Origin of the sequence: Geodermatophilus sabuli (assembly GCF_010686765.1) — a bacterium.
Lineage (GTDB): Bacteria > Actinomycetota > Actinomycetes > Mycobacteriales > Geodermatophilaceae > Geodermatophilus > Geodermatophilus sabuli_A.
Window position 1 is genome coordinate 22,703 of the sequence record NZ_JAAGWF010000022.1, and the last position, 17,281, is coordinate 39,983.

Genomic DNA, 17,281 nt, shown 5'->3' on the forward strand with positions numbered 1-17,281 from the left:
GCGCCACGCTGGGATCCAGGACAGGGAGGACCCGCATGACCGCCACGCAGGCCGCACCGACCCCCACGGCGCACAGCTGGCCACCCGGACTGCCCCGCTCGCTGGACTACCCGGCGGTCTCGGTCGGGTCGATCCTGCGGGCGGCGGTGCGACGCTGGGGCGACCGTCCGGCCTTCGTCGACTCCGACGTGCCGCTGACCTTCACCGAGCTCGGCGCCCGGGCGCACGCGGTCGCCAACTGGCTGGCCGACGCCGGGATCGGCCGCGGGGACGTCGTCGCGGTGCACATCCCCAACTGCCGGCAGTACCCGGCGGTCTACTACGGGGTCCTGCTGGCCGGGGCCACGTTCTCCCCCACCAACCCGCTGCTGCCCGCGGCGGACCTGGCCGCGCAGCTCACCGACGCCGGCGCCCGGGTGCTGGTCACCTGGGACCAGGTGCTGCCCCTCGCGCGCCCGGCGCTGGCGGCCACCGCGGTCGAGCTCGTGGTGGTCACCGGACCGGCGCACGTCGCCGACCTCGCCGCCCGCCTCGAGCTCGGCGAGGGGGACGTCGACCTCGCCGACCTGCTCGCCGCCGACCCGACCGACCGGCACCTGGATGCGGACGTCGACGTCGCCACCGACCTGGCGCACCTGGCCTACACGGGCGGCACGACCGGGGTCAGCAAGGGCGTGGAGCTGCCGCACCGGAACGTGGTCACCAACGTGCTGCAGTCGGCCTGCTGGACGTCGGGGTCGCTGCCGGACCTCGACGACGCCGGTGACGTGACGCTGCGGCAGGTGCTGGGACCCGACGAGTGCCCGGTCCGCCTCGGCGAGGGCTGCCTGGTCAACCTGACTCCCTGGTTCCACGCCATGGGGGCGATCGGCTACCTCAACGGCATGGTGATGAGCGGGACGACGACCGTGGTCCACCTGCGCTTCGACCCGGTGCGCTACGTCGAGGACGCCGTCCGGTACCGGGTCACCAGCATCGGCGGCGCCCCACCGGTGTTCGTCGCCCTGCTGCAGGTGCCCGGCATCGACGACGCCGACCTGTCCAGCGTGCGCGGGGTCTCCAGCGGAGCCGCACCCCTGCCGGTGCCCCTCATCCAGCGGTTGACCGCGCTGCTGCCCGACGCGGTGATCGGTGAGGGCTACGGGCTGACCGAGGTCACCATGCAGGCCACCGGCAACCCGTCGTTCCGGTCGGGCACCCGCAAGCCGGGCACGGTCGGCGTCCCGGTCTTCGACACCGAGATCAGCATCCGGCCGCTCGGGGGCGGCGACGCCCTGCCGCCCGGCGAGCGCGGCGAGGTGTGCATCCGCGGCCCGCAGGTGATGCGCGGCTACGCGCACCGGCCCGAGGCCACCGCGGAGGCGATCGACCCCGACGGCTGGTTCCACACCGGCGACGTCGGCGTCCTCGACCAGGACGGCTACCTGTCGATCGTCGACCGCACCAAGGACATGCTGCTCCACAAGGGCTACAACGTCTTCCCGCGCGAGCTGGAGGAGGTCCTGTTCGGTGTGCCCGGGGTGGCCGGGGCGGCGGTGGTCGGCCGGCCCGACGAGGAGGCCGGCGAGCTGCCGGTGGCCTACGTCGTCCGCCGGGACGACGACGCCGGCGCGGCGCTGACCCGCGAGTCGGTGATGGCGGCGGTCAACGACCGGGTGACCCCGTACAAGCGGCTGCGCGACGTCGTCTTCGTCGAGGCGATCCCGGTGTCGGCCGCCGGCAAGGTGCTCAAGCGGGAGCTGGCCGCCCGCGAGCGGGCCGCCGTCACCGGCGGCTGACCCGGCACGCTCACCCGGACGGGTGCGCCGTGCACGCATCCCGGTCCGCCGCTCACTATCGTCCGCGTGGTGAGGAGCGAGGCGGCCGGCGCGCCCGAGGACCCGCACACCGGTGTCCAGATCGCGCACGTCGAGGCGTCGCCCGTGCGCCAGGTCTGGAAGCGCGTCGTCTTCGCCGCCTTCTTCCTGGGGCTGACCGTCCTCATCGTCTGGCTGGACCGCGACGCCTACCGCGACGGCGACGAGGTCGGGATCTCGCTGCTCGACGCCGTCTACTACGCGACCGTCACGCTCTCGACCACCGGCTACGGCGACATCACGCCGCTGACCGACGGGGCGCGGCTGGTGAACATCTTGTTCATCACCCCGCTGCGCATCATGTTCCTGATCGTCCTCATCGGAACGACCCTGGAAGCGCTCACCGCGCGCTCCCGGGAGGAGTTCCGCATCCGTCGCTGGAGGTCCCGCGTGCGCCAGCACGTCATCGTGTGCGGCTACGGCACCAAGGGGCGCAGCGCCATCCGCTCGTTGCAGGCCAACGGCACCCCCCTGGAGCAGATCGTCGTCGTCGACCCGGAACCACGGGCCATCGACGAGGCGAACTCGATCGGCCTGACCGGCATCGTGGGCGACGCCGGGCGCACCGAGGTGCTGCGCCGGGCATCGGTCGAGCGGGCCCGGGCGGTGATCGTGGCGGCCAACCGCGACGACGCCTCGGTGCTCATCACGCTCACCGTCCGCCAGCTCAACCCGAGCGTGCCGATCACCACGTCGGTGCGGGAGGAGGAGAACGCCAACCTGCTGCGCCAGTCGGGGGCCGACACCGTCATCACCACGTCGGCCACCTCCGGCCGGCTGCTGGGACTGTCCACCGACAGCCCGCGGGTGGTCGCCGTGGTCGAGGACCTGGTGACCGGCGGTCAGGGGCTGGACCTGCACCAGCGCCCGGTCAAGCCCACCGAGGTGGGCCTGGGTCCCCGCCAGCTGCACGACATCGTGCTCTCGGTGACCCGGGGTGGTCGCACGCTGCGCTTCGACGACCAGCTGATCGGGACGCTGCAGCCCGAGGACGTGCTGGTCGTGGTGCGCTCGCACCCGACCGGGCCGGCGATCGGCAAGCGCGCCGCCACCGCCTGACCCGGGCCGTCGGTCAGCCGATGGTCAGCGCCCAGGTCTGCGTCGGCTCGTCGCGGCCGCGCAGCTCCACGGCGGCGCCCGGCGCCCAGTGCACGGCCTCGCCGGGGGCCGCGGTGAGGACGGCGGCCTCGCTGGCCACTGCCCGCCCGGGATGGTCCTTGGCGAGCTCGGTGAGCCGGGCGGCCTCGTTGACCGGGTCGCCGATGACGGTGTACTCCAGCCGGCGGGCCGCTCCCACCTGACCGGCCCACACCGGCCCGGCGGCCACCCCCACCCCGACGTCGACCTCGCCGGCGGCGGCGACCGCGGTGCAGATGCGCCGGGCCGCCCGCAGCGCCGCGCCGGCCGGGTCCGGGTGGTCGGCCGGGGCGCCGAAGACGCAGAGCGCGGCGTCGCCCTCGAACTTGTTCACCAGCCCGCCCTCGTCCTCGACGGTGTCCACCACGATGGCGAAGAAGCGGTTGAGCAGGCCCACCATCTGCTCGGGGCCGGTGCGCCGCACCAGCGACGTGGACCCGGCGATGTCGACGAACAACGCGGCCACCGTGCGCAGCTCGCCGCCGAGGGAGACCCCGGTCGCCAGCGCCCGCTGGGCGACCGTCGTCCCCACGTGCCGGCCGAACAGGTCACGCAACCGCTCGCGCTCGGCCAGCCCGGCGACCATCGAGTTGACACCCTCCTGCAGCAGGCCGATCTCGCCGGCGTCGTCCACCCGCAGCCGCACGTCGTGGTCGCCGCCGCCGACGCGCTGCACCGCCCGGCGCAGGTCCCGCAGCGGGACGCCGACGGCGCGGGCGGTCAGGTGGGTGGACACCACGCCGACGACGAGGGAGACGACGACCAGCCCGACGACGGCGCCCTCCTCGGGACCGGCCGGGTTGCTGGGGTCGAGGAAGAGCAGGGTCAGCCCGACGAGGGGGACGCCGCTGGAGATGGCCCAGGTGAGCAGCAGCCGCGGGCGAACGCCGAGGACCGGCGCACCGGCCGGCGGGTGCGCGGCGAGGGCGCGGGCGGTGACCCGGCGGGACAGCCGCAGGGTCAGGAGGTAGCTGTGCCCGGCGGTCACCACCCCGCCGAGCCAGGCGGCCAGGGCCAGTCTCAGCCCGACGAGCGGGAACTCGGAGGCGAGGGCGCCGACGACGCCCACGAGCAGGCCGCCGCCGAGCCAGACGGCCCCGACGACCAGGGCGACGTCGGCCGGCAGCCGGAGCGCTCGGGCGGCCTCCTCCGGCGCGGGCGGCCGGTCGGCCCGCAGCCAGGTCACCGTGGCGCCCTGCCGGCGCAGGCCGGCGACGACGCCGAGCGGGATCGCGACGGCGAGGTAGCCCACCGCGGTGAGCACGACGGCGGTGCGGCCGGCGGGGTCCCGCGCACCCGCGGAGAGCGCGAGGAGCAGCAGCGCGACGACGACCAGGCCGACGAGGTTGGCCGCCACCACCTGCGACACGATGACCGGCACCGCACGGCGGCCGCCGGGTGCCCGCTCCAGCCACGCGTCAAGCCGCCGGAGAGCACCCCGACCAGGGGACGACGGGACGCGGGGCACGGAGGTCATGATCGGCGATGCCGGGAGGCCCGCGCAGCAGGCCCCACCGGACGGGACTCAGACCAGGACGCTGTCCGCCGCCTCGGCCTGCAGCATCAGGTCCGCCGCGGTGGTGTGCCAGCCCGCCACCAGGAGCAGCGGCCAGGGCTGCTCGTCGTCCAGCGAAGCCGTCGCCGCGACCAGCCCGGCCTGCGCCACCGCTCTGCACGCCATGGTCCTCATGACGAACTCCTTCCGACTGTTGGCATGGATCTCGGCAGGGCGCCAGCCGGAGTTCAGCCGGTTCACGGGAACGTCACCCCGAAGGGTCAGGAGCAGACAGCCGGCAACACGGCGGGAACCGGGGTCTCAGGTCGCTCCACGGAGCGAGGGACTCAGCCGCCGCCGGACCGGTCCGCGCCGGGCCGGCCGGGCAGCGATCGGCCGAGCACCAGCGTGCCCACCCCGGCGAGCACCACCGCGAGCAGGGCGACCCGCAGGCTGATCGCATCGGCCAGCGCGCCGATCAGCGGCGGCGAGACCAGGAAGCCGATCCGCAGCAGCCAGTTGATGACCGCCAGTCCCAGCCCGTGCGGCAGCCCGGGGAGCTCGTCGGCCGCCTGGTAGACCGCCGGGATCAGGGTGGCGACGCCCAGACCGGCCAGGGTGAAACCGGCCAGCGTGCTGGGCACCGACGGCAGGGCCAGGGCCAGCCCCATCCCGGCCGCGGTGAGCGCGCCGCCGGCCCGCGCGACCCGGCGCTGGCCGAAGCGGTCGACGACGCGGTCCCCGGTCAGCCGCCCGACGGTCATCGCGACCGACAGGGCGACGAAGCCCAGCCCCGCGGTGGCCGCGCCGGCCGCCAGCTCGGTGCGCAGGTAGAGGGCGCTCCACGAGGCTCCGGCGTCCTCGACGAACGCACCGCAGGCGGCGAGCACGCCGAGCACCGCGAGCGCCGGGACGGCGGCGCGCCGGCGCGGGGGCTGCCGCGGCTGCTCGTCGGCGGCCTGCTCCGGCTCGTCGCGGCCGGGCAGCACCGCCCGCGAGGCGGCCAGCGCGACCGCGCCGAAGAGGACGGCCGTGCCGGCGAGGTGGGCGACGAGCGGCACGCCCAGACCCGCCGCGGCCGCGCCCAGCAGCCCACCGGTGACCGCGCCGACGCTCCAGATGCCGTGGAAGGCGTTGAGGATCGACCGCTGGTAGAGCCGCTGCACCCGCAGCCCGTGCGCGTTCTGCGCGACGTCGACGACCGCGTCCAGCGCACCGAGGACGAGCAGCGCCGCGGCCAGCCCGAGCCAGTTGGGCGCCACCGACACCGTCCACACGGTGACGCCGAGCAGCACCAGGCCGAACGACGCGACCCGGCCGGAGCCGAACCGGCGGTTGAGCGCCGCGCCGGACAGCGCGGCCAGCAGGGCACCCAGCGGCACCGCCGCCAGGGCCGCGCCCAGTGCGGTGCTGCTCAGCCCGAGCTGCGCCTTCACCTCGGGCAGCCGCGGGACGAGGCTGGCGTAGAACACCGCGTTGAGGAAGAAGCAGGTGGCGACGGCGCCGCGCGCACGGCGCAGGCGGACGTCGACGGTCGCGGGGGCGGCGGACACGGCGGGCTCGCGGGGCCGCGCGCTCAGCCGGCGAACCGGCGGAGGGCCGACCGGATCTGGGCAGCGGTCATCGGCTCGGTGGACAGGGCGCTGTGCAGCACCAGCCCCTCCACCAGCGCGTCGACCTCTCGCGCGGTGACGGGGTCGAGGTGGCGCTCGAGACTGCGGCGGCTGCGGGACATCCAGTCCTGGGTGACCGCGCGCAGGGCCGGGTTGCGGGCCGCGGCGACGTAGAGCTCGACGGCCAGCACCAGGTCGCGCTGCGAGCCGAGCAGGTCACCGGTGAGGTGCTCGACCAGCACCTCGACGGCCGCCGCCCGGTCCGGCGCGGCGCGCATGCGGTCGTCGAGGCGGGCCGCGACGGTGTCGACGTGCCGGGTGAACGCCGCCGACAGCAGCTCGGTCAGCGAGGCGAAGTGGTAGGTCAGCGACCCCAGGGGGACGTCGGCCGCGCGGGCGATGGCCCGGTGCGAGGTCGCGGCGACGCCGTGGGCGGCGATGACGTCGAGCGTGGTCGTCACCAGCCGTTCGCGCCGTTCGGGGTCGTACCGGCGGGCCCGCCGGGCGGGAGCCGGCGCGACGCTCACCGCTCCGACCCGTCCAGCGTGCGGACCACGCGGGCCGGGTTGCCCACCGCGACCACGTCCGCCGGCAGGTCACGGGTGACCACCGCGCCGGCGCCGACCACGGTGTTCTCCCCGATCGTCACGCCGGGCAGCACGATCGCCCCACCGCCGAGCCAGACGTTGTCGCCGATCGTGATCGGCTCGGCCGCCTCCCACTTGTCCCGCCGCAGCCCGGGCTCGACCGGGTGGGTCGGGGTGAGCAGCGCGACGTTGTGCCCGATCTGCACGTCGTCTCCGATGGTGATCGGCGCGACGTCGAGGGCCACGAGACCGAAGTTGGCGAAGCACCGCGCGCCGATGCGGATGTGGCTGCCGTGGTCGACGCGGAAGGGCGGACGGATCTCGGTGCCCTCGCCGATCGCGCCGAGCAGCTCCTCCAGCAACCGGCGGCGCAGCGGACCCTGGCGGACCGTCGTCGCGTTGTAGGCGTCGGCCAGGTCCAGCGCGCGGGCGCTGGCCTCCCCGATCTCCGGGTCGTCGGCGATGTAGAGGTCCCCGGCGAGCATCCGCTCGCGCATGGTCCGGGTGTCGTCCGCGGCCGGGAGGGAGGTCATGAGAACGAGCGTACACATCGGCGGTGGTCACGACACTCCCGTCCCGACTCCCGGGGAAGAGGAGGCCACTGGTGCGGGTCCGGTCGACGGCTGCCCGCCGGGAGTCCGCGCCGAGCGTGCCGTGGATGGCCCGGACGTGCGTCTCCACGGTGCTGTGCGCGACGGCCAGCTCGGTGGCGATCTCGCCGGACGAGCGCTGGAAGGGCAGCAGGTCGAGGACCGCCCGTTCCCGCTCGGTCAGACCCGCCCGCCGGTGGTCGGCGCCGAGGGCGAACCGGGAGCTCCCGCGTCGGGATGCCACCGACCGGCGGACGACGGAGGCCGGGGAGCGCCGCTGTCCGCGGTGCTCCCCGGCCTCTTCGGCGGGTGGGTGCCGGTCTTCCGCCGGCGTCCCTCGTGGAGGTGGCGGGAATCGAACCCGCGTCCTTCGGCGCATACCCAGGGCTTCTCCGAGCGCAGTCCGCTACGCCTCTGCTCGGCCCCACCGATCACGCGGACGAGTCGGTGTGACGGGCCCAGTCGCTGTGAGGTGTCCCGAACGTGTCCGCGACCGGCACGCACGGTGAGTCATCTAGATGATGCCAGGATCCGGGTCGATGACGTACCCGGGCTGACAGACTCGCCTAGCTACCGTCAGGCAGCGAGAGCGAAGTCGTGCTGCTTATCAGCGGCACTTGTTCGTTTGCAACGTGTGGTTAACGAGATCATCGTTGCCTTCCTCGGCTCGCTTCCCCTGGTCACACGACCGAAGTCGAGACCATTCACCCCCTGTGTAGTTGTGCAGTCAGGGTAACGGCATCGCCCAGGGTGTTGTTCCCCGGCGCGCGTCGCCGCCGCCCCCTCTCCCGTTGATCATGGGGTTCTGGCAGCCGGACACGCCGTGGACGGCGGGGCGCGCGGCGACTTCCCCATGATCAACGGGGGACGGCGGCTAGATCCAGCTGCGCCGCTTGAAGACGACGTACAGCGTCAGGCTCACCCCGAGCATCGCCAGCAGCGCGAACGGATAGCCCAGCGACCAGTGCAGCTCGGGCATGTCGTCGAAGTTCATCCCGTAGACGGTGCCCACCAGGGTCGGCGCGAAGAGGATCGCCGCCCAGGCCGAGATCTTCTTGACCTCCTCGCCCTGCGCGATCGAGGCCTCGGTCAGCTCCCGGATCTCCTCGTTCTGCCGCTGCGCCACCAGGGTGGCGTTCACGGTGAGGATGTCGCGCAGCTGCAGCCGGAAGCCCTCCACCCGCTCGTTCACGCCGGCGACGTGGTCGGCGACGTCGCGCAGGTAGCTGCGCAGCTCCTCGTCCACCCCGTACTTGTCGAAGCCGGCGGTGATCGCACCGAGGATGCCGGTCAGGGGCTGGGCGGCCCGCTGGAACTCCAGCACCTCCTGGGAGAGCTCGTAGATGCGCCGCGAGACGCCGGGGTCGCCGCGGAAGACCTCGGTCTCGATCTCGTCGATGTCGTTGGCCAGCCCGGCAACCACCGGGGAGTACCCGTCGACCACGGCGTCGAGGATCGCGTAGAGGACCGCCTCGCTGCCCTTCTCGAGCAGCGCCGGCTCGCTCTCCAGCCGGCGGCGCACCCGCGACAGGTCCGGTGACTCGCTGTGCCGGACGGTGATCGCGAAGTTGGGCCCGAGGAACAGGTGCAGCTCGCCGAACTCCACCTCCTCGGCCGCGTCCAGGTACCGCGCGGCCTTGAGGACGACGAACAGCGTCGCGCCGTACCGCTCGAACTTGGGCCGCTGGTGGGCCTTGATCGCGTCCTCGACGGCCAGCTCGGGCAGGTCGTACCGCTCGGCCAGCTCGCCGAGCTCCGCCGGCTCCGGCCGGTAGAGCCCCAGCCACACCAGGCGATCGGGGTCCTCGGCCAGCCACTCGTGGCTGGCCTCCACGCTCTCGGGTGTGGCCACCCGCCGGCCGGAGGAGTAGACGGCGTTGTCGACGACCCGCGACCGCCGATCACGCCCCGAGGGCTCGGCGGGCACGGGCAGGGGCGCGGGCGGCAGGACACCCAGGTCGGGGCGCGGGCGGCGGGTGAGGGTGGACAGGGCGGTGAGGGGCGCACGGCGGCGGTCGGCCACGAGGACTCCCGGGGACGCTGGGGCGGGGGGACGCGTGGGAGGTCCGCCCCGGCCCCGTCCCGGGTCCCGCCCTGAGCTTGCGGAGGGCGGGGAGGACGGGGTCCTTCTTCAGGCTGGGCGGACCTCGGTGCCGGTACTGGGCGGTTCGCTGCGCATGCGCGTGCTCTCCTCCCGTCGTCCGGCGACCGGCTCCCTCAGCAGGCCGTCGTCCATCGTGACACGCCGCGCGTCCCACCGGCCGCCGTGGAGGCCGACGTCACCCGACGGAGCCCCCTCCGCGGCGTCCGCCCGGAACGTCAGCCGACGGAGCCGAGCACCAGGTCGATCAACACCGGCAGCAGCAGGACGATCAGCAGCGCACCCAGGACGTCGAAGGAGATCCCGGACCGGATCATCTTGGTGATCGGCACGACGCCGGAGCCGTACACGATGGCGTTCTGCGGCGTCGACACCGGCAGCATGAAGCCGAAGGACGCCGCGAAGGTGGCCGCGAGCGCGGGGACGAACGGGTTGATGCCCGCGGCCACCGCCACCGGGATGATGATCGGCACGACGACGGCGGCCGAGGCGGTGTTGCTCGTCGTCTCGCTGATGATGATCGCGAGGATGACCGCGAAGACCGTGATGGCGAACGTGCTGGTCAGGCCGAGGGTGTCGGCAGCGCTCTGGCCGATCGTCTCCGCCAGGCCGGTGTCGGCCAGCAGCGAGCCGAAGATGATCCCGGTGCCGAACAGCAGGATCGTGCCCCAGTCGATCTTGGCGGCGTCGGACCAGTTCAGCGTGAACTCGCGGGCCTTCCAGTCGGTCGGCAGCAGGAACAGCAGCGACGCCCCGAGGACGGCGACGATGCCCTCGTCGAGCCGGTCGCTGATGGTCGTGTAGAGGTCGGAGTCGGTGCCCGCGGTGAGCGCGATGACGCCGGGGAAGATCCACAGCGCCACCGTGATGGCGAAGGCGATCAGCGTGTTCCGCTCGGCACGGGAGAAGCCGCCGAGCTCCGACCGTTCCTGCTGTACGTACTCGTGGACGCCCTCGATCCGCTTGATCTCCGGCCGGTTGAGCAGCAGCAGCACCAGCGCCAGCGCGACGAACATGAGCGCGCAGATCGGCAGCGCCATGAGCATCCAGTCGAGGAAGCCGATCCGCTCGCCGGTCGCCTCCTCGATCAGCCCGCGCCCGATGAGGTTGGGCGGGGTGCCGACCGGGGTGATGAGCCCGCCGACGCTCGCCCCGTAGGCGAGCATGAGCATCAGTGCCACCCCCACCCGCAGCCGCAGCGGGTCGAAGTCCGGCTTCACCAGCTCCTTGTCCTGCAGGAGCTTGGCGATGACCGACAGGATGCCGATCGCGGTGGGCAGCAGCATCGCCACGGTCGCGGTGTTGGAGACGAACGCCGACAGCAGGCAGGTGATGGCCCCGAAGGCGATGACCACCCGGTAGGTGGAGGTGCCGACCCACTTCAGCGACAGCACGAACATCGCGAACCGCCGGGCCAGGCCGTGCTTGAGCATGGCGGCGGCGAGGATGAAGGCGCCGATGAAGGTGAACACCGTCGTCGACCCGAACGGGGCCAGCGCGTCGTCGGCCGGCACCACTCCCAGGACGACGATCGCGCCGATGCCGATCAGCCCTCCGACCGGGATCGGCACCGGCTCGGTGACCCACAGGACGATGACGCCGAGCAGGATCGCCGCCAGGAGGTGCTGGTCGTTGGGCAGGTCGATGGGCAGCAGCGCGAAGACGATCGTGACGGCCGGCGCGAGGAAGAGGCCGACGGTCCGGCGGCCCTTCTCGAAGCGCTCCTCGGCCGGGCTGAGCGTCTGCTCCCCCAGGCTGCGATAGGTGGCGCTGCCCCGGAAGGCGGCGTCGACGTCGGTGCGCTGCCCGGTGGCCGGTCCCCGATCGGTGGTGGTCATGCCGCCCTCCTCTGGACTGTGGTGCAGACCATAGGGAGGGACGCGTCAGCCGGCGACCCCTCCGGCGGGTGGCGGTACCTGCAGCGCGACGAGGAAGCGGGACACCATCGCGTATCCGGCGACCAGCGCGGTCAGCTCCACCACCTGCCGGACGTCGAGGAGATCCCGGACGGCGGCGAACACCGCGTCCGGGACGGCGACGGCGCGCGTCGAGGCGTCGGTGAACGCGAGGACGGCGGCCTGCACCGGCGTCCACACCGGCTCGCCGGCCGCGTCCGGGCGGCGCAGCACCCGCAGGTGCAGGTCGGTCAGCCCGGCGTCCCGGCCGATCGGCTCGTGGGCGGCCCACTCGAACGCGGCGTCGTTGAGCACCGCCACGCGGAGGACGACCAGCTCCCGCAGGTCGGCCGGCAGCGTCGTCGCCGACCGGAGCGCGCCCAGCAGCGCGTTCCACCCCTCGGCGACCGGCGGGCTGTGCAGCAGCAGCCGGTCCAGCGCGGACAGCCGCCCGCCCCGGCGGACGGCGATCAGCTCGGCCGTCGGGCCCTCGGCCGGAGCCTCCGGCAGGCGGGGCCGGTCGCCGTTCACCGGCCGGAGAAGAGGCCGGCCGGGTACGCGCCGGCCGCCACCAGCCGCGCGGACAGGGCCTTGCCGAGGGCCATGACCCGCGCCGTCCGCTCGGGGCCCAGGTGTTGCCACGGGGCGGCCGCCAGCTCGTCGGTCTCCGCCTCGACGGCTGCCCGCAGCTCCCGGCCCGCGGCCGTCAGCCCGCCGTCGTCGAGCAGCCCCCGTCCAGCGAGGCGGGCACAGGCGGTGGACCACTCCTCGTCGCTCCAGCCGCGGGTCGCCTTGGCCGCGGCATCGGTGAAACCGCGGCCGGTGACGGTGTGGGTGACGAGGGCCTCGAGGCCGGAGAGGCCGTGCCGCAGGAGGGCGCCGACGTGCCCGTCCCCGCGGTGCTCGCGCAGGAGTGTCGCGCCGTGCCAGAGGGCGAGCACCGGCTCCTCCGGCCAGGGGAGGTCCGCCTGCCCGGCGTAGATCGGCCGGCCCTCGGGGGTCAGCACCCGGCAGGCCTCGCGCAGCAGGTCCGCGAGCTCGGCGATCTCCGGGGCGGTCACGGCGTCCGGCCCGCCGAGCAGCCGGGTCAGCGAGGCGCGGGCGGCGGCGAACCGGGCCGCGACGACTCGCTCCGGGTCGGCGAGGGTCCAGGCCCGGGGCACGTGCCGGGCCACGATCGCCGGCGCGAAGTTGGCGAAGGTCGCCGTCACCACGCCCGGGCCGACGGCACCCATGGGGGCCGACCGGCCGGCGAAGTAGCACATCCGTCCGGGCCGCAGACCGACCGCGCTCAGGTGCTGGTCCTGCTCGGGGGCGAAGTAGAGGTGGCTGTGCAGCGGCTCGACGGCGCGGTGCGCGCGGGGCACGTCCGCGGGGTCCAGAGCGGGAGCGGGCTGATCGGCGCTGACCATGCGCCGCACCCTAGGAGGACCCCGCCCTCCTCGCCCCTCGCCCGCGCACGGCGGTCTCTCGGACGGGGCCGGTCAGGCCAGCGACCGCAACCAGGCCCGCTGCCACGGCGTCTCGACGGCCCGGGGGTGGTGGTGCGCACGGACCCAGCGGACGGCGTCGTCCGCCGGCAGACCGTCGAGGACGGCGAGCGCGGCCAGCGCGGTCCCGGTGCGGCCCACCCCGCCGCGGCAGCCCACCTCCACCCGCTCGCCGGCGACCGCGCGCCGGTGTGCCTCCCGCAGCGCGTCCAGGGCGTCGGCCCGGTCGAGGGGCACCCAGAAGTCCGGCCAGCGGACCAGCCGGGCCGGCCAGGGTGGCAGCGGGCCGCGGCCGAGGACGACGGCCAGGTCGGCCGGGGACGCCGGCGTGCCGAGCTTCCGGCCCCGCACCCGTGCGCCGCCGGGGAGCACCACGACCCCCACGTCGTCCGCCCAGGTCGGGCCGTCCGCCTTGCCGTGTCCGCCGGCTGCCTGCACGGGCGCAGCGTAGGCAGGGCGTCGCCGGCGGTGCGACCGCGTGGTGATGCGCTCTTGCGGGCGGCGACCGGGGCCCGCGACCATCGCAGGACCGATCCGAGAGGAGAGCCCGTGGCGCGCTTCCTCGTCATCGCCACCTACCAGCCGCAGGGGGCGCGGGCGGTCATGGCCGGGGGCGGGACGGCCCGCCGGAGCGTGTTCGAGCACGCCGTCCTCGACCTGCACGGCCGGCTGGAGACCTTCGACTTCGCGCTCGGCGCCGACGACGTCTACGCGATCGTCGACCTGCCCGACGCCGCCTCCGCCGCGGCACTGTCGCTCACCATCAGCGGCGGCGGGGTGGCGACGGTCCGCACCGTCGTCCTGCTGCCGCCCGAGGAACTCGACCGGGCCGCGCAGCTGCACCCGCACTACCCCGGCGGGCAGGGCTGAGGTCAGGACACGTACAGGCAGAACGGGTGGCCGGCGGGGTCGAGGCAGACCCGGACGTGCTCCTGCGGCTGGAACCCCGCCACCCGGGCTCCGGCCGCGACGGCGTCGGCCACCGCCGCGGTCAGGTCGTCGACCTCGATGTCGAGGTGCAGCTGCATGCGCGGATCCCCGGGGCGGGCGGGCCACACCGGGGGCACGTGGTCCTCCTCCCGCTGGAAGGACAGGCCGGTGCCGCCCCCGCCGGGGAGCAGCGTGGCCCACTCGGGGTCGTCCTCCCCCAGCTCCCAGCCCAGCAGCCGCTGGTAGAAGCGCGCCAGGCCGCGCGGGTCCGGGGTGTCGAGCACCGCGGCGGTGAGCGAGAAGGTCGGCATCAGGCCTCCACTCCGAACAGGCGGGCGCCGTTGCCCCAGAGCACGGCGCGCAGCCACTCCTCCCCCAGCTCCAGCCGGTGCAGCGCGGCGAGCTGGTGGGCGTAGGGGTACGGGATGGACGGGAAGTCGCTGCCGAGGAGCACCTTCGCACGCAGAGCCGACAGCCTCGGCCGGTCGGCGGGGTCGAAGGGCATCAGCCGCTCGGTGAAGTCCGTGGCGAACATGGTCGTGTCCAGGTGCACGCGCTCGTACCGCTCGGCCAGCTCCAGGAACTCGCGGTACTCGGGCATGCCCAGGTGGGCGATCACCAACTGCAGCTGCGGGAACCGCTCGAGCAGGCCGGCGACAGGCGCCGGACCGGTGTGCTCCCCGGCCAGCGGGCCGGAGCCGCAGTGGATGACCACCGGGGTGCCGGTGTCCTCCAGCCGCGCCCAGACGTCGTCCAGCAGCGGGTCACGCGGGTCGAACGAGCCGACCTGCACGTGCACCTTGAACACGCGGGCCCCGGCGTCGAGGGCCGCGGCCACGTAGTCGGCCGCCCCGGGCTCCGGGTAGAGGGTGGCCGACTGCAGCACCTGCGGGCGGCCGGCCGCGAAGGCGGCCGACCACTCGTTGAGCCAGGCGGCCATCCCGGGCTTGTGCGGATACGGCAGCGTCGGGAAGGCCCGCACGCCGAGCCGCTCGAGGACGGCCAGCCGCTCGTCCTCGGGCAGGGCGTAGGCGACCGGCCAGTCGGCGCCGTAGTGGGTGCCGGCCGCCTCGAAGTACTCCCACACCTTCGCCTGCACCCGCTCGGGCAGGAAGTGCACGTGCACGTCCACCAGGCCGGGCAGGCCCAGCTCCCGCCAGTAGCGCGGGACGTCGGCGTCGTCGACCGGCGGGCGGGTCATGACAGGGTGACGACGACCTTGCCGCGCACGTGCCCGCCGGCCACCAGCTCGTGGGCCGCACGGACCTGGTCGAGGGGGAAGGCCCGGGCGATCGGCACCCGCAGCTGGCCGGCGTCGGCCATCCGCGCCAGCTCCCCCAGCCCGCCACCGTCGGGGTGCACGAACACGTACCAGCCGCCGTGCTCCTTCACCCCCGGGTCGACCACCGAGGCCAGCCGCACACCTCGGGGCGGGTCCACCCGGACCGCCGAGACCGCGTCGGTCAGGGTGTCGCCGCCGACCAGGTCGAGCAGCACGTCGACCGGCTCGGACAGCTGCGCGCTGACCGGCCCGGCGGTGTGGTCGAGGACCTCGGCGGCACCCAGCGACGTCAGGTACCCGGCGTTGGCCGCGCTCCCCGTCGTCACGACGTGGGCGCCGAGGGCCGCGGCGATCTGCACGGCGAACGTGCCGACGCCGCCCGAGCCGCGGGTGATCAGCACCCGGTCGCCCTCGTGCACGTCCAGCAGCTCGGCCAGCGCCTGGTAGGCGGTCAGCCCGGCCAGGGGCAGGGCGCCGGCCTCGGCGAACGACAGCGACTCCGGCTTGTGCGCCAGACACCGCTGCGGCGCCGGCACCAGCTCGGCCGTCGTCCCCCACTGGACGTCGTCCCGGCGCACGTAGCCGAAGACCTCGTCGCCGGGGGCGAAGTCGATGACGGCCGGGCCGGTGGCCTCGACGACCCCGGCGACCTCCCAGCCGGGCACGATCGGGAAGTGGTGCGGAAAGGCCCCGGCCAGGGCGCCCCGCCGGATGGTCAGGTCGACCGGGTTGACACCGGCCGCGTGCGCGCGCACCAGCACGGTGTCCGGCCCCACCGGCGGATCGGGCAGGTCGTCCCGCACGGTCAGGACGTCGACGTCGCCGAACCGGTCGTAGGCCGCGCCCCTCACCGCCGGCCCTTGACGTACTGGCCGAACGCCCGCTGCATCTCCCGGCGGGAGTCCCGCTCGGCGAGGTCGTGCCGCTTGTCGTAGGACTTCTTGCCCTTCGCCAGGGCGAGGGTGGCCTTGACCTTGCCGTCCTTGAAGTACAGGTCGAGCGGCACGAGGGTGAGGCCGCCCTCCTTGGTCTTGCCGATCAGCTTGTCGATCTCGGCGCGGTGCATGAGCACCTTGCGCTTGCGCCGCGGGGCGTGGTTGGTCCACGTACCCTGCAGGTACTCGGGGATGTGGACGTGCTGGAGCCACACCTCGCCGTCGTCGATCGAGGCGAAGCCGTCGACGAGGGAGGCGCGGCCGGCACGCAGGCTCTTCACCTCGGTGCCGGTCAGCGCGAGGCCGACCTCGTACGTGTCGAGGATCGAGTAGTCGTGCCGCGCCTTCTTGTTCTGGGCGATGAGCTTGCGCCCTGTCTCACGCGGCATGACCCCAGGCTACCGGGGCGCCCGCGGCCCCTCCGGCGCTGACCACCACGTGCGACTGACCGGGACGACCTACAACCGGACGTACAGCCGCAGGGTCACGTAGGCGGCGATCCCGGCCAGCCCGACGCCGGCGGCGGCGATGATCGGGCTGATGAAGGCGATCGCACCCCAGTCCACCGGCGGGATGATGCCGGCCTTGATCGGCCCGGCGAGGGTCTTGTCGACGAACAGCACCTTGGTCAGCACCAGGCCGCCGACGGCGAGCAGGGCACCGATCAGCCCGGCCAGCGCCGCCTCGAGGATGAACGGCAGCTGGGTGTACCAGCGGGAGGCGCCGACCAGCCGCATGATGTTGGTCTCGTTGCGCCGGTTGAACGCCGCGAGCTGGATGGTGTTGGAGATCAGCAGCAAGGCGGCCAGCGCCTGGACGACGGCGACCGCGATCGTGGCGTTGCGGGCCCCGTTGAGCAGGCTGAACAGGCGGTCGAGGAAGTCGCCCTCGTCGCGCACCTGGTCGACGCCGTTCTGCCCGTTGGGGAACTCGGCGGCGATGACCTCGTAGCGCTCGGGGTTCACCAGCTCGACGCGGAAGCTCTCCGGCAGCGCGTCCGGCGGGGTGTTCTGCACGAGCTCCGGCTGCTGGCTGAACTGCTGCTGGAAGCGCTCGTACGCCTCGTCCTTGGACTCGTAGAGGTAGCTGGCCACCTCGTCGGAGGAGGCGAGCTGGCTCTCGATCTCACCGCGCTGCTCGTCGGTGACGTCGTCGGCGAGGAAGATGGAGACCTGCACCTTGTCGTAGTAGATCTCCTTCATGTCGGAGATCATCCCGGCGATCAGCAGGCCGGTGCCCATGAGCCCGAGCGAGATGGCCGTCGTCAGGATCATCGCGACCGTCATGGTGAGGTTGCGACGCAGCCCGGTGGCCACCTCGGAGAGCACGAAGTTGACGCGCATCAGTTCCCTGTCATGGTGTAGCTGGCG

At 74.0% G+C, this 17,281-nt stretch carries 18 protein-coding genes, 1 other RNA gene and 1 pseudogene; 3 read left to right on the forward strand and 17 right to left on the reverse strand.

Annotation, left to right across the window (positions count from 1 at the left end):
- The first annotated feature begins 35 nt into the window (after positions 1-35).
- Positions 36-1,778, forward strand: a complete 1,743-nt coding sequence (locus tag GCU56_RS18590) for a class I adenylate-forming enzyme family protein (protein WP_163483245.1) — start codon at positions 36-38, stop codon at positions 1,776-1,778.
- Positions 1,779-1,847: 69 nt separating this feature from the next.
- On the forward strand, positions 1,848-2,915 hold the full coding sequence (locus tag GCU56_RS18595; protein WP_163483246.1) for an NAD-binding protein: 1,068 nt from the start codon (positions 1,848-1,850) through the stop codon (positions 2,913-2,915).
- Between the two features lie 13 nt (positions 2,916-2,928).
- Here the strand turns inward: GCU56_RS18595 and GCU56_RS18600 are convergent, their stop codons facing one another.
- From GCU56_RS18600 to GCU56_RS18650, 12 genes and pseudogenes are all read right to left on the reverse strand, one after another.
- Positions 2,929-4,362 (reverse strand): adenylate/guanylate cyclase domain-containing protein, encoded by a 1,434-nt coding sequence (locus GCU56_RS18600; RefSeq protein ID WP_204332407.1) that lies wholly within the window; start codon positions 4,360-4,362, stop codon positions 2,929-2,931.
- Positions 4,363-4,518: 156 nt separating this feature from the next.
- On the reverse strand, positions 4,519-4,683 hold the full coding sequence (locus GCU56_RS23530) for a hypothetical protein (protein WP_204332408.1): 165 nt from the start codon (positions 4,681-4,683) through the stop codon (positions 4,519-4,521).
- Positions 4,684-4,835: 152 nt separating this feature from the next.
- The gene (locus GCU56_RS18605) at positions 4,836-6,041 is read right to left on the reverse strand and encodes an MFS transporter (RefSeq protein ID WP_163483248.1); all 1,206 of its coding nucleotides are present in this window, start codon (positions 6,039-6,041) and stop codon (positions 4,836-4,838) included.
- A gap of 23 nt (positions 6,042-6,064) precedes the next feature.
- Positions 6,065-6,628: a TetR family transcriptional regulator gene (locus GCU56_RS18610; RefSeq protein ID WP_163483249.1), complete on the reverse strand. Its 564-nt coding sequence runs from the start codon at positions 6,626-6,628 to the stop codon at positions 6,065-6,067.
- Positions 6,625-7,221 (reverse strand): sugar O-acetyltransferase, encoded by a 597-nt coding sequence (locus GCU56_RS18615; RefSeq protein WP_204332409.1) that lies wholly within the window; start codon positions 7,219-7,221, stop codon positions 6,625-6,627. Before GCU56_RS18615 ends, GCU56_RS18610 begins: the two co-directional genes overlap by 4 nt.
- A 94-nt stretch (positions 7,222-7,315) precedes the next feature.
- Positions 7,316-7,657: pseudogene (locus GCU56_RS25520) on the reverse strand (response regulator transcription factor); the annotation flags it as partial.
- Positions 7,616-7,990, reverse strand: a transfer-messenger RNA (tmRNA) gene (gene ssrA / locus GCU56_RS18625). The pseudogene GCU56_RS25520 and the gene ssrA, both read right to left, overlap by 42 nt.
- Positions 7,991-8,152: 162 nt before the next feature.
- Positions 8,153-9,301, reverse strand: coding sequence for a CorA family divalent cation transporter (locus GCU56_RS18630; RefSeq protein WP_163483250.1), 1,149 nt, complete (start codon positions 9,299-9,301; stop codon positions 8,153-8,155).
- A gap of 296 nt (positions 9,302-9,597) precedes the next feature.
- Entirely contained in the window at positions 9,598-11,217 is a 1,620-nt protein-coding gene (locus tag GCU56_RS18635; RefSeq protein WP_163483251.1) for an SLC13 family permease, read from the reverse strand.
- A gap of 45 nt (positions 11,218-11,262) precedes the next feature.
- Positions 11,263-11,805 (reverse strand): carboxymuconolactone decarboxylase family protein, encoded by a 543-nt coding sequence (locus GCU56_RS18640; protein WP_163483252.1) that lies wholly within the window; start codon positions 11,803-11,805, stop codon positions 11,263-11,265.
- Entirely contained in the window at positions 11,802-12,686 is an 885-nt protein-coding gene (locus tag GCU56_RS18645) for an SCO6745 family protein (protein WP_163483253.1), read from the reverse strand. The genes GCU56_RS18640 and GCU56_RS18645 overlap by 4 nt, the downstream gene beginning before the upstream one ends.
- A 72-nt stretch (positions 12,687-12,758) precedes the next feature.
- Positions 12,759-13,202 carry a protein-tyrosine phosphatase family protein gene (locus tag GCU56_RS18650; protein ID WP_239522526.1) on the reverse strand — a complete coding sequence of 148 codons (444 nt, stop codon included), beginning with the start codon at positions 13,200-13,202 and terminating at the stop codon, positions 12,759-12,761.
- Between the two features lie 111 nt (positions 13,203-13,313).
- On the opposite strand from GCU56_RS18650, the gene GCU56_RS18655 reads away from it, so the two are divergent.
- The gene (locus tag GCU56_RS18655; RefSeq protein ID WP_163483254.1) at positions 13,314-13,634 is read left to right on the forward strand and encodes a GYD domain-containing protein; all 321 of its coding nucleotides are present in this window, start codon (positions 13,314-13,316) and stop codon (positions 13,632-13,634) included.
- A gap of 2 nt (positions 13,635-13,636) precedes the next feature.
- Here GCU56_RS18655 and GCU56_RS18660 read toward each other — a convergent pair whose 3' ends face one another.
- The 5 genes from GCU56_RS18660 to ftsX form a co-directional block, all read right to left on the reverse strand.
- Complete coding sequence (locus GCU56_RS18660) at positions 13,637-14,005, reverse strand: VOC family protein (RefSeq protein ID WP_163483255.1); 369 nt, start codon at positions 14,003-14,005, stop codon at positions 13,637-13,639.
- Complete coding sequence (locus GCU56_RS18665; protein WP_163483256.1) at positions 14,005-14,895, reverse strand: amidohydrolase family protein; 891 nt, start codon at positions 14,893-14,895, stop codon at positions 14,005-14,007. The genes GCU56_RS18660 and GCU56_RS18665 overlap by 1 nt, the downstream gene beginning before the upstream one ends.
- Positions 14,892-15,827, reverse strand: a complete 936-nt coding sequence (locus GCU56_RS18670; RefSeq protein ID WP_163483257.1) for a zinc-binding dehydrogenase — start codon at positions 15,825-15,827, stop codon at positions 14,892-14,894. The genes GCU56_RS18665 and GCU56_RS18670 overlap by 4 nt, the downstream gene beginning before the upstream one ends.
- Positions 15,824-16,300 carry an SsrA-binding protein SmpB gene (gene smpB / locus GCU56_RS18675; protein WP_163483258.1) on the reverse strand — a complete coding sequence of 159 codons (477 nt, stop codon included), beginning with the start codon at positions 16,298-16,300 and terminating at the stop codon, positions 15,824-15,826. The genes GCU56_RS18670 and smpB overlap by 4 nt, the downstream gene beginning before the upstream one ends.
- A gap of 69 nt (positions 16,301-16,369) precedes the next feature.
- Positions 16,370-17,254, reverse strand: a complete 885-nt coding sequence (gene ftsX / locus GCU56_RS18680) for a permease-like cell division protein FtsX (protein WP_163483259.1) — start codon at positions 17,252-17,254, stop codon at positions 16,370-16,372.
- Between the last annotated feature and the right edge of the window lie 27 nt (positions 17,255-17,281).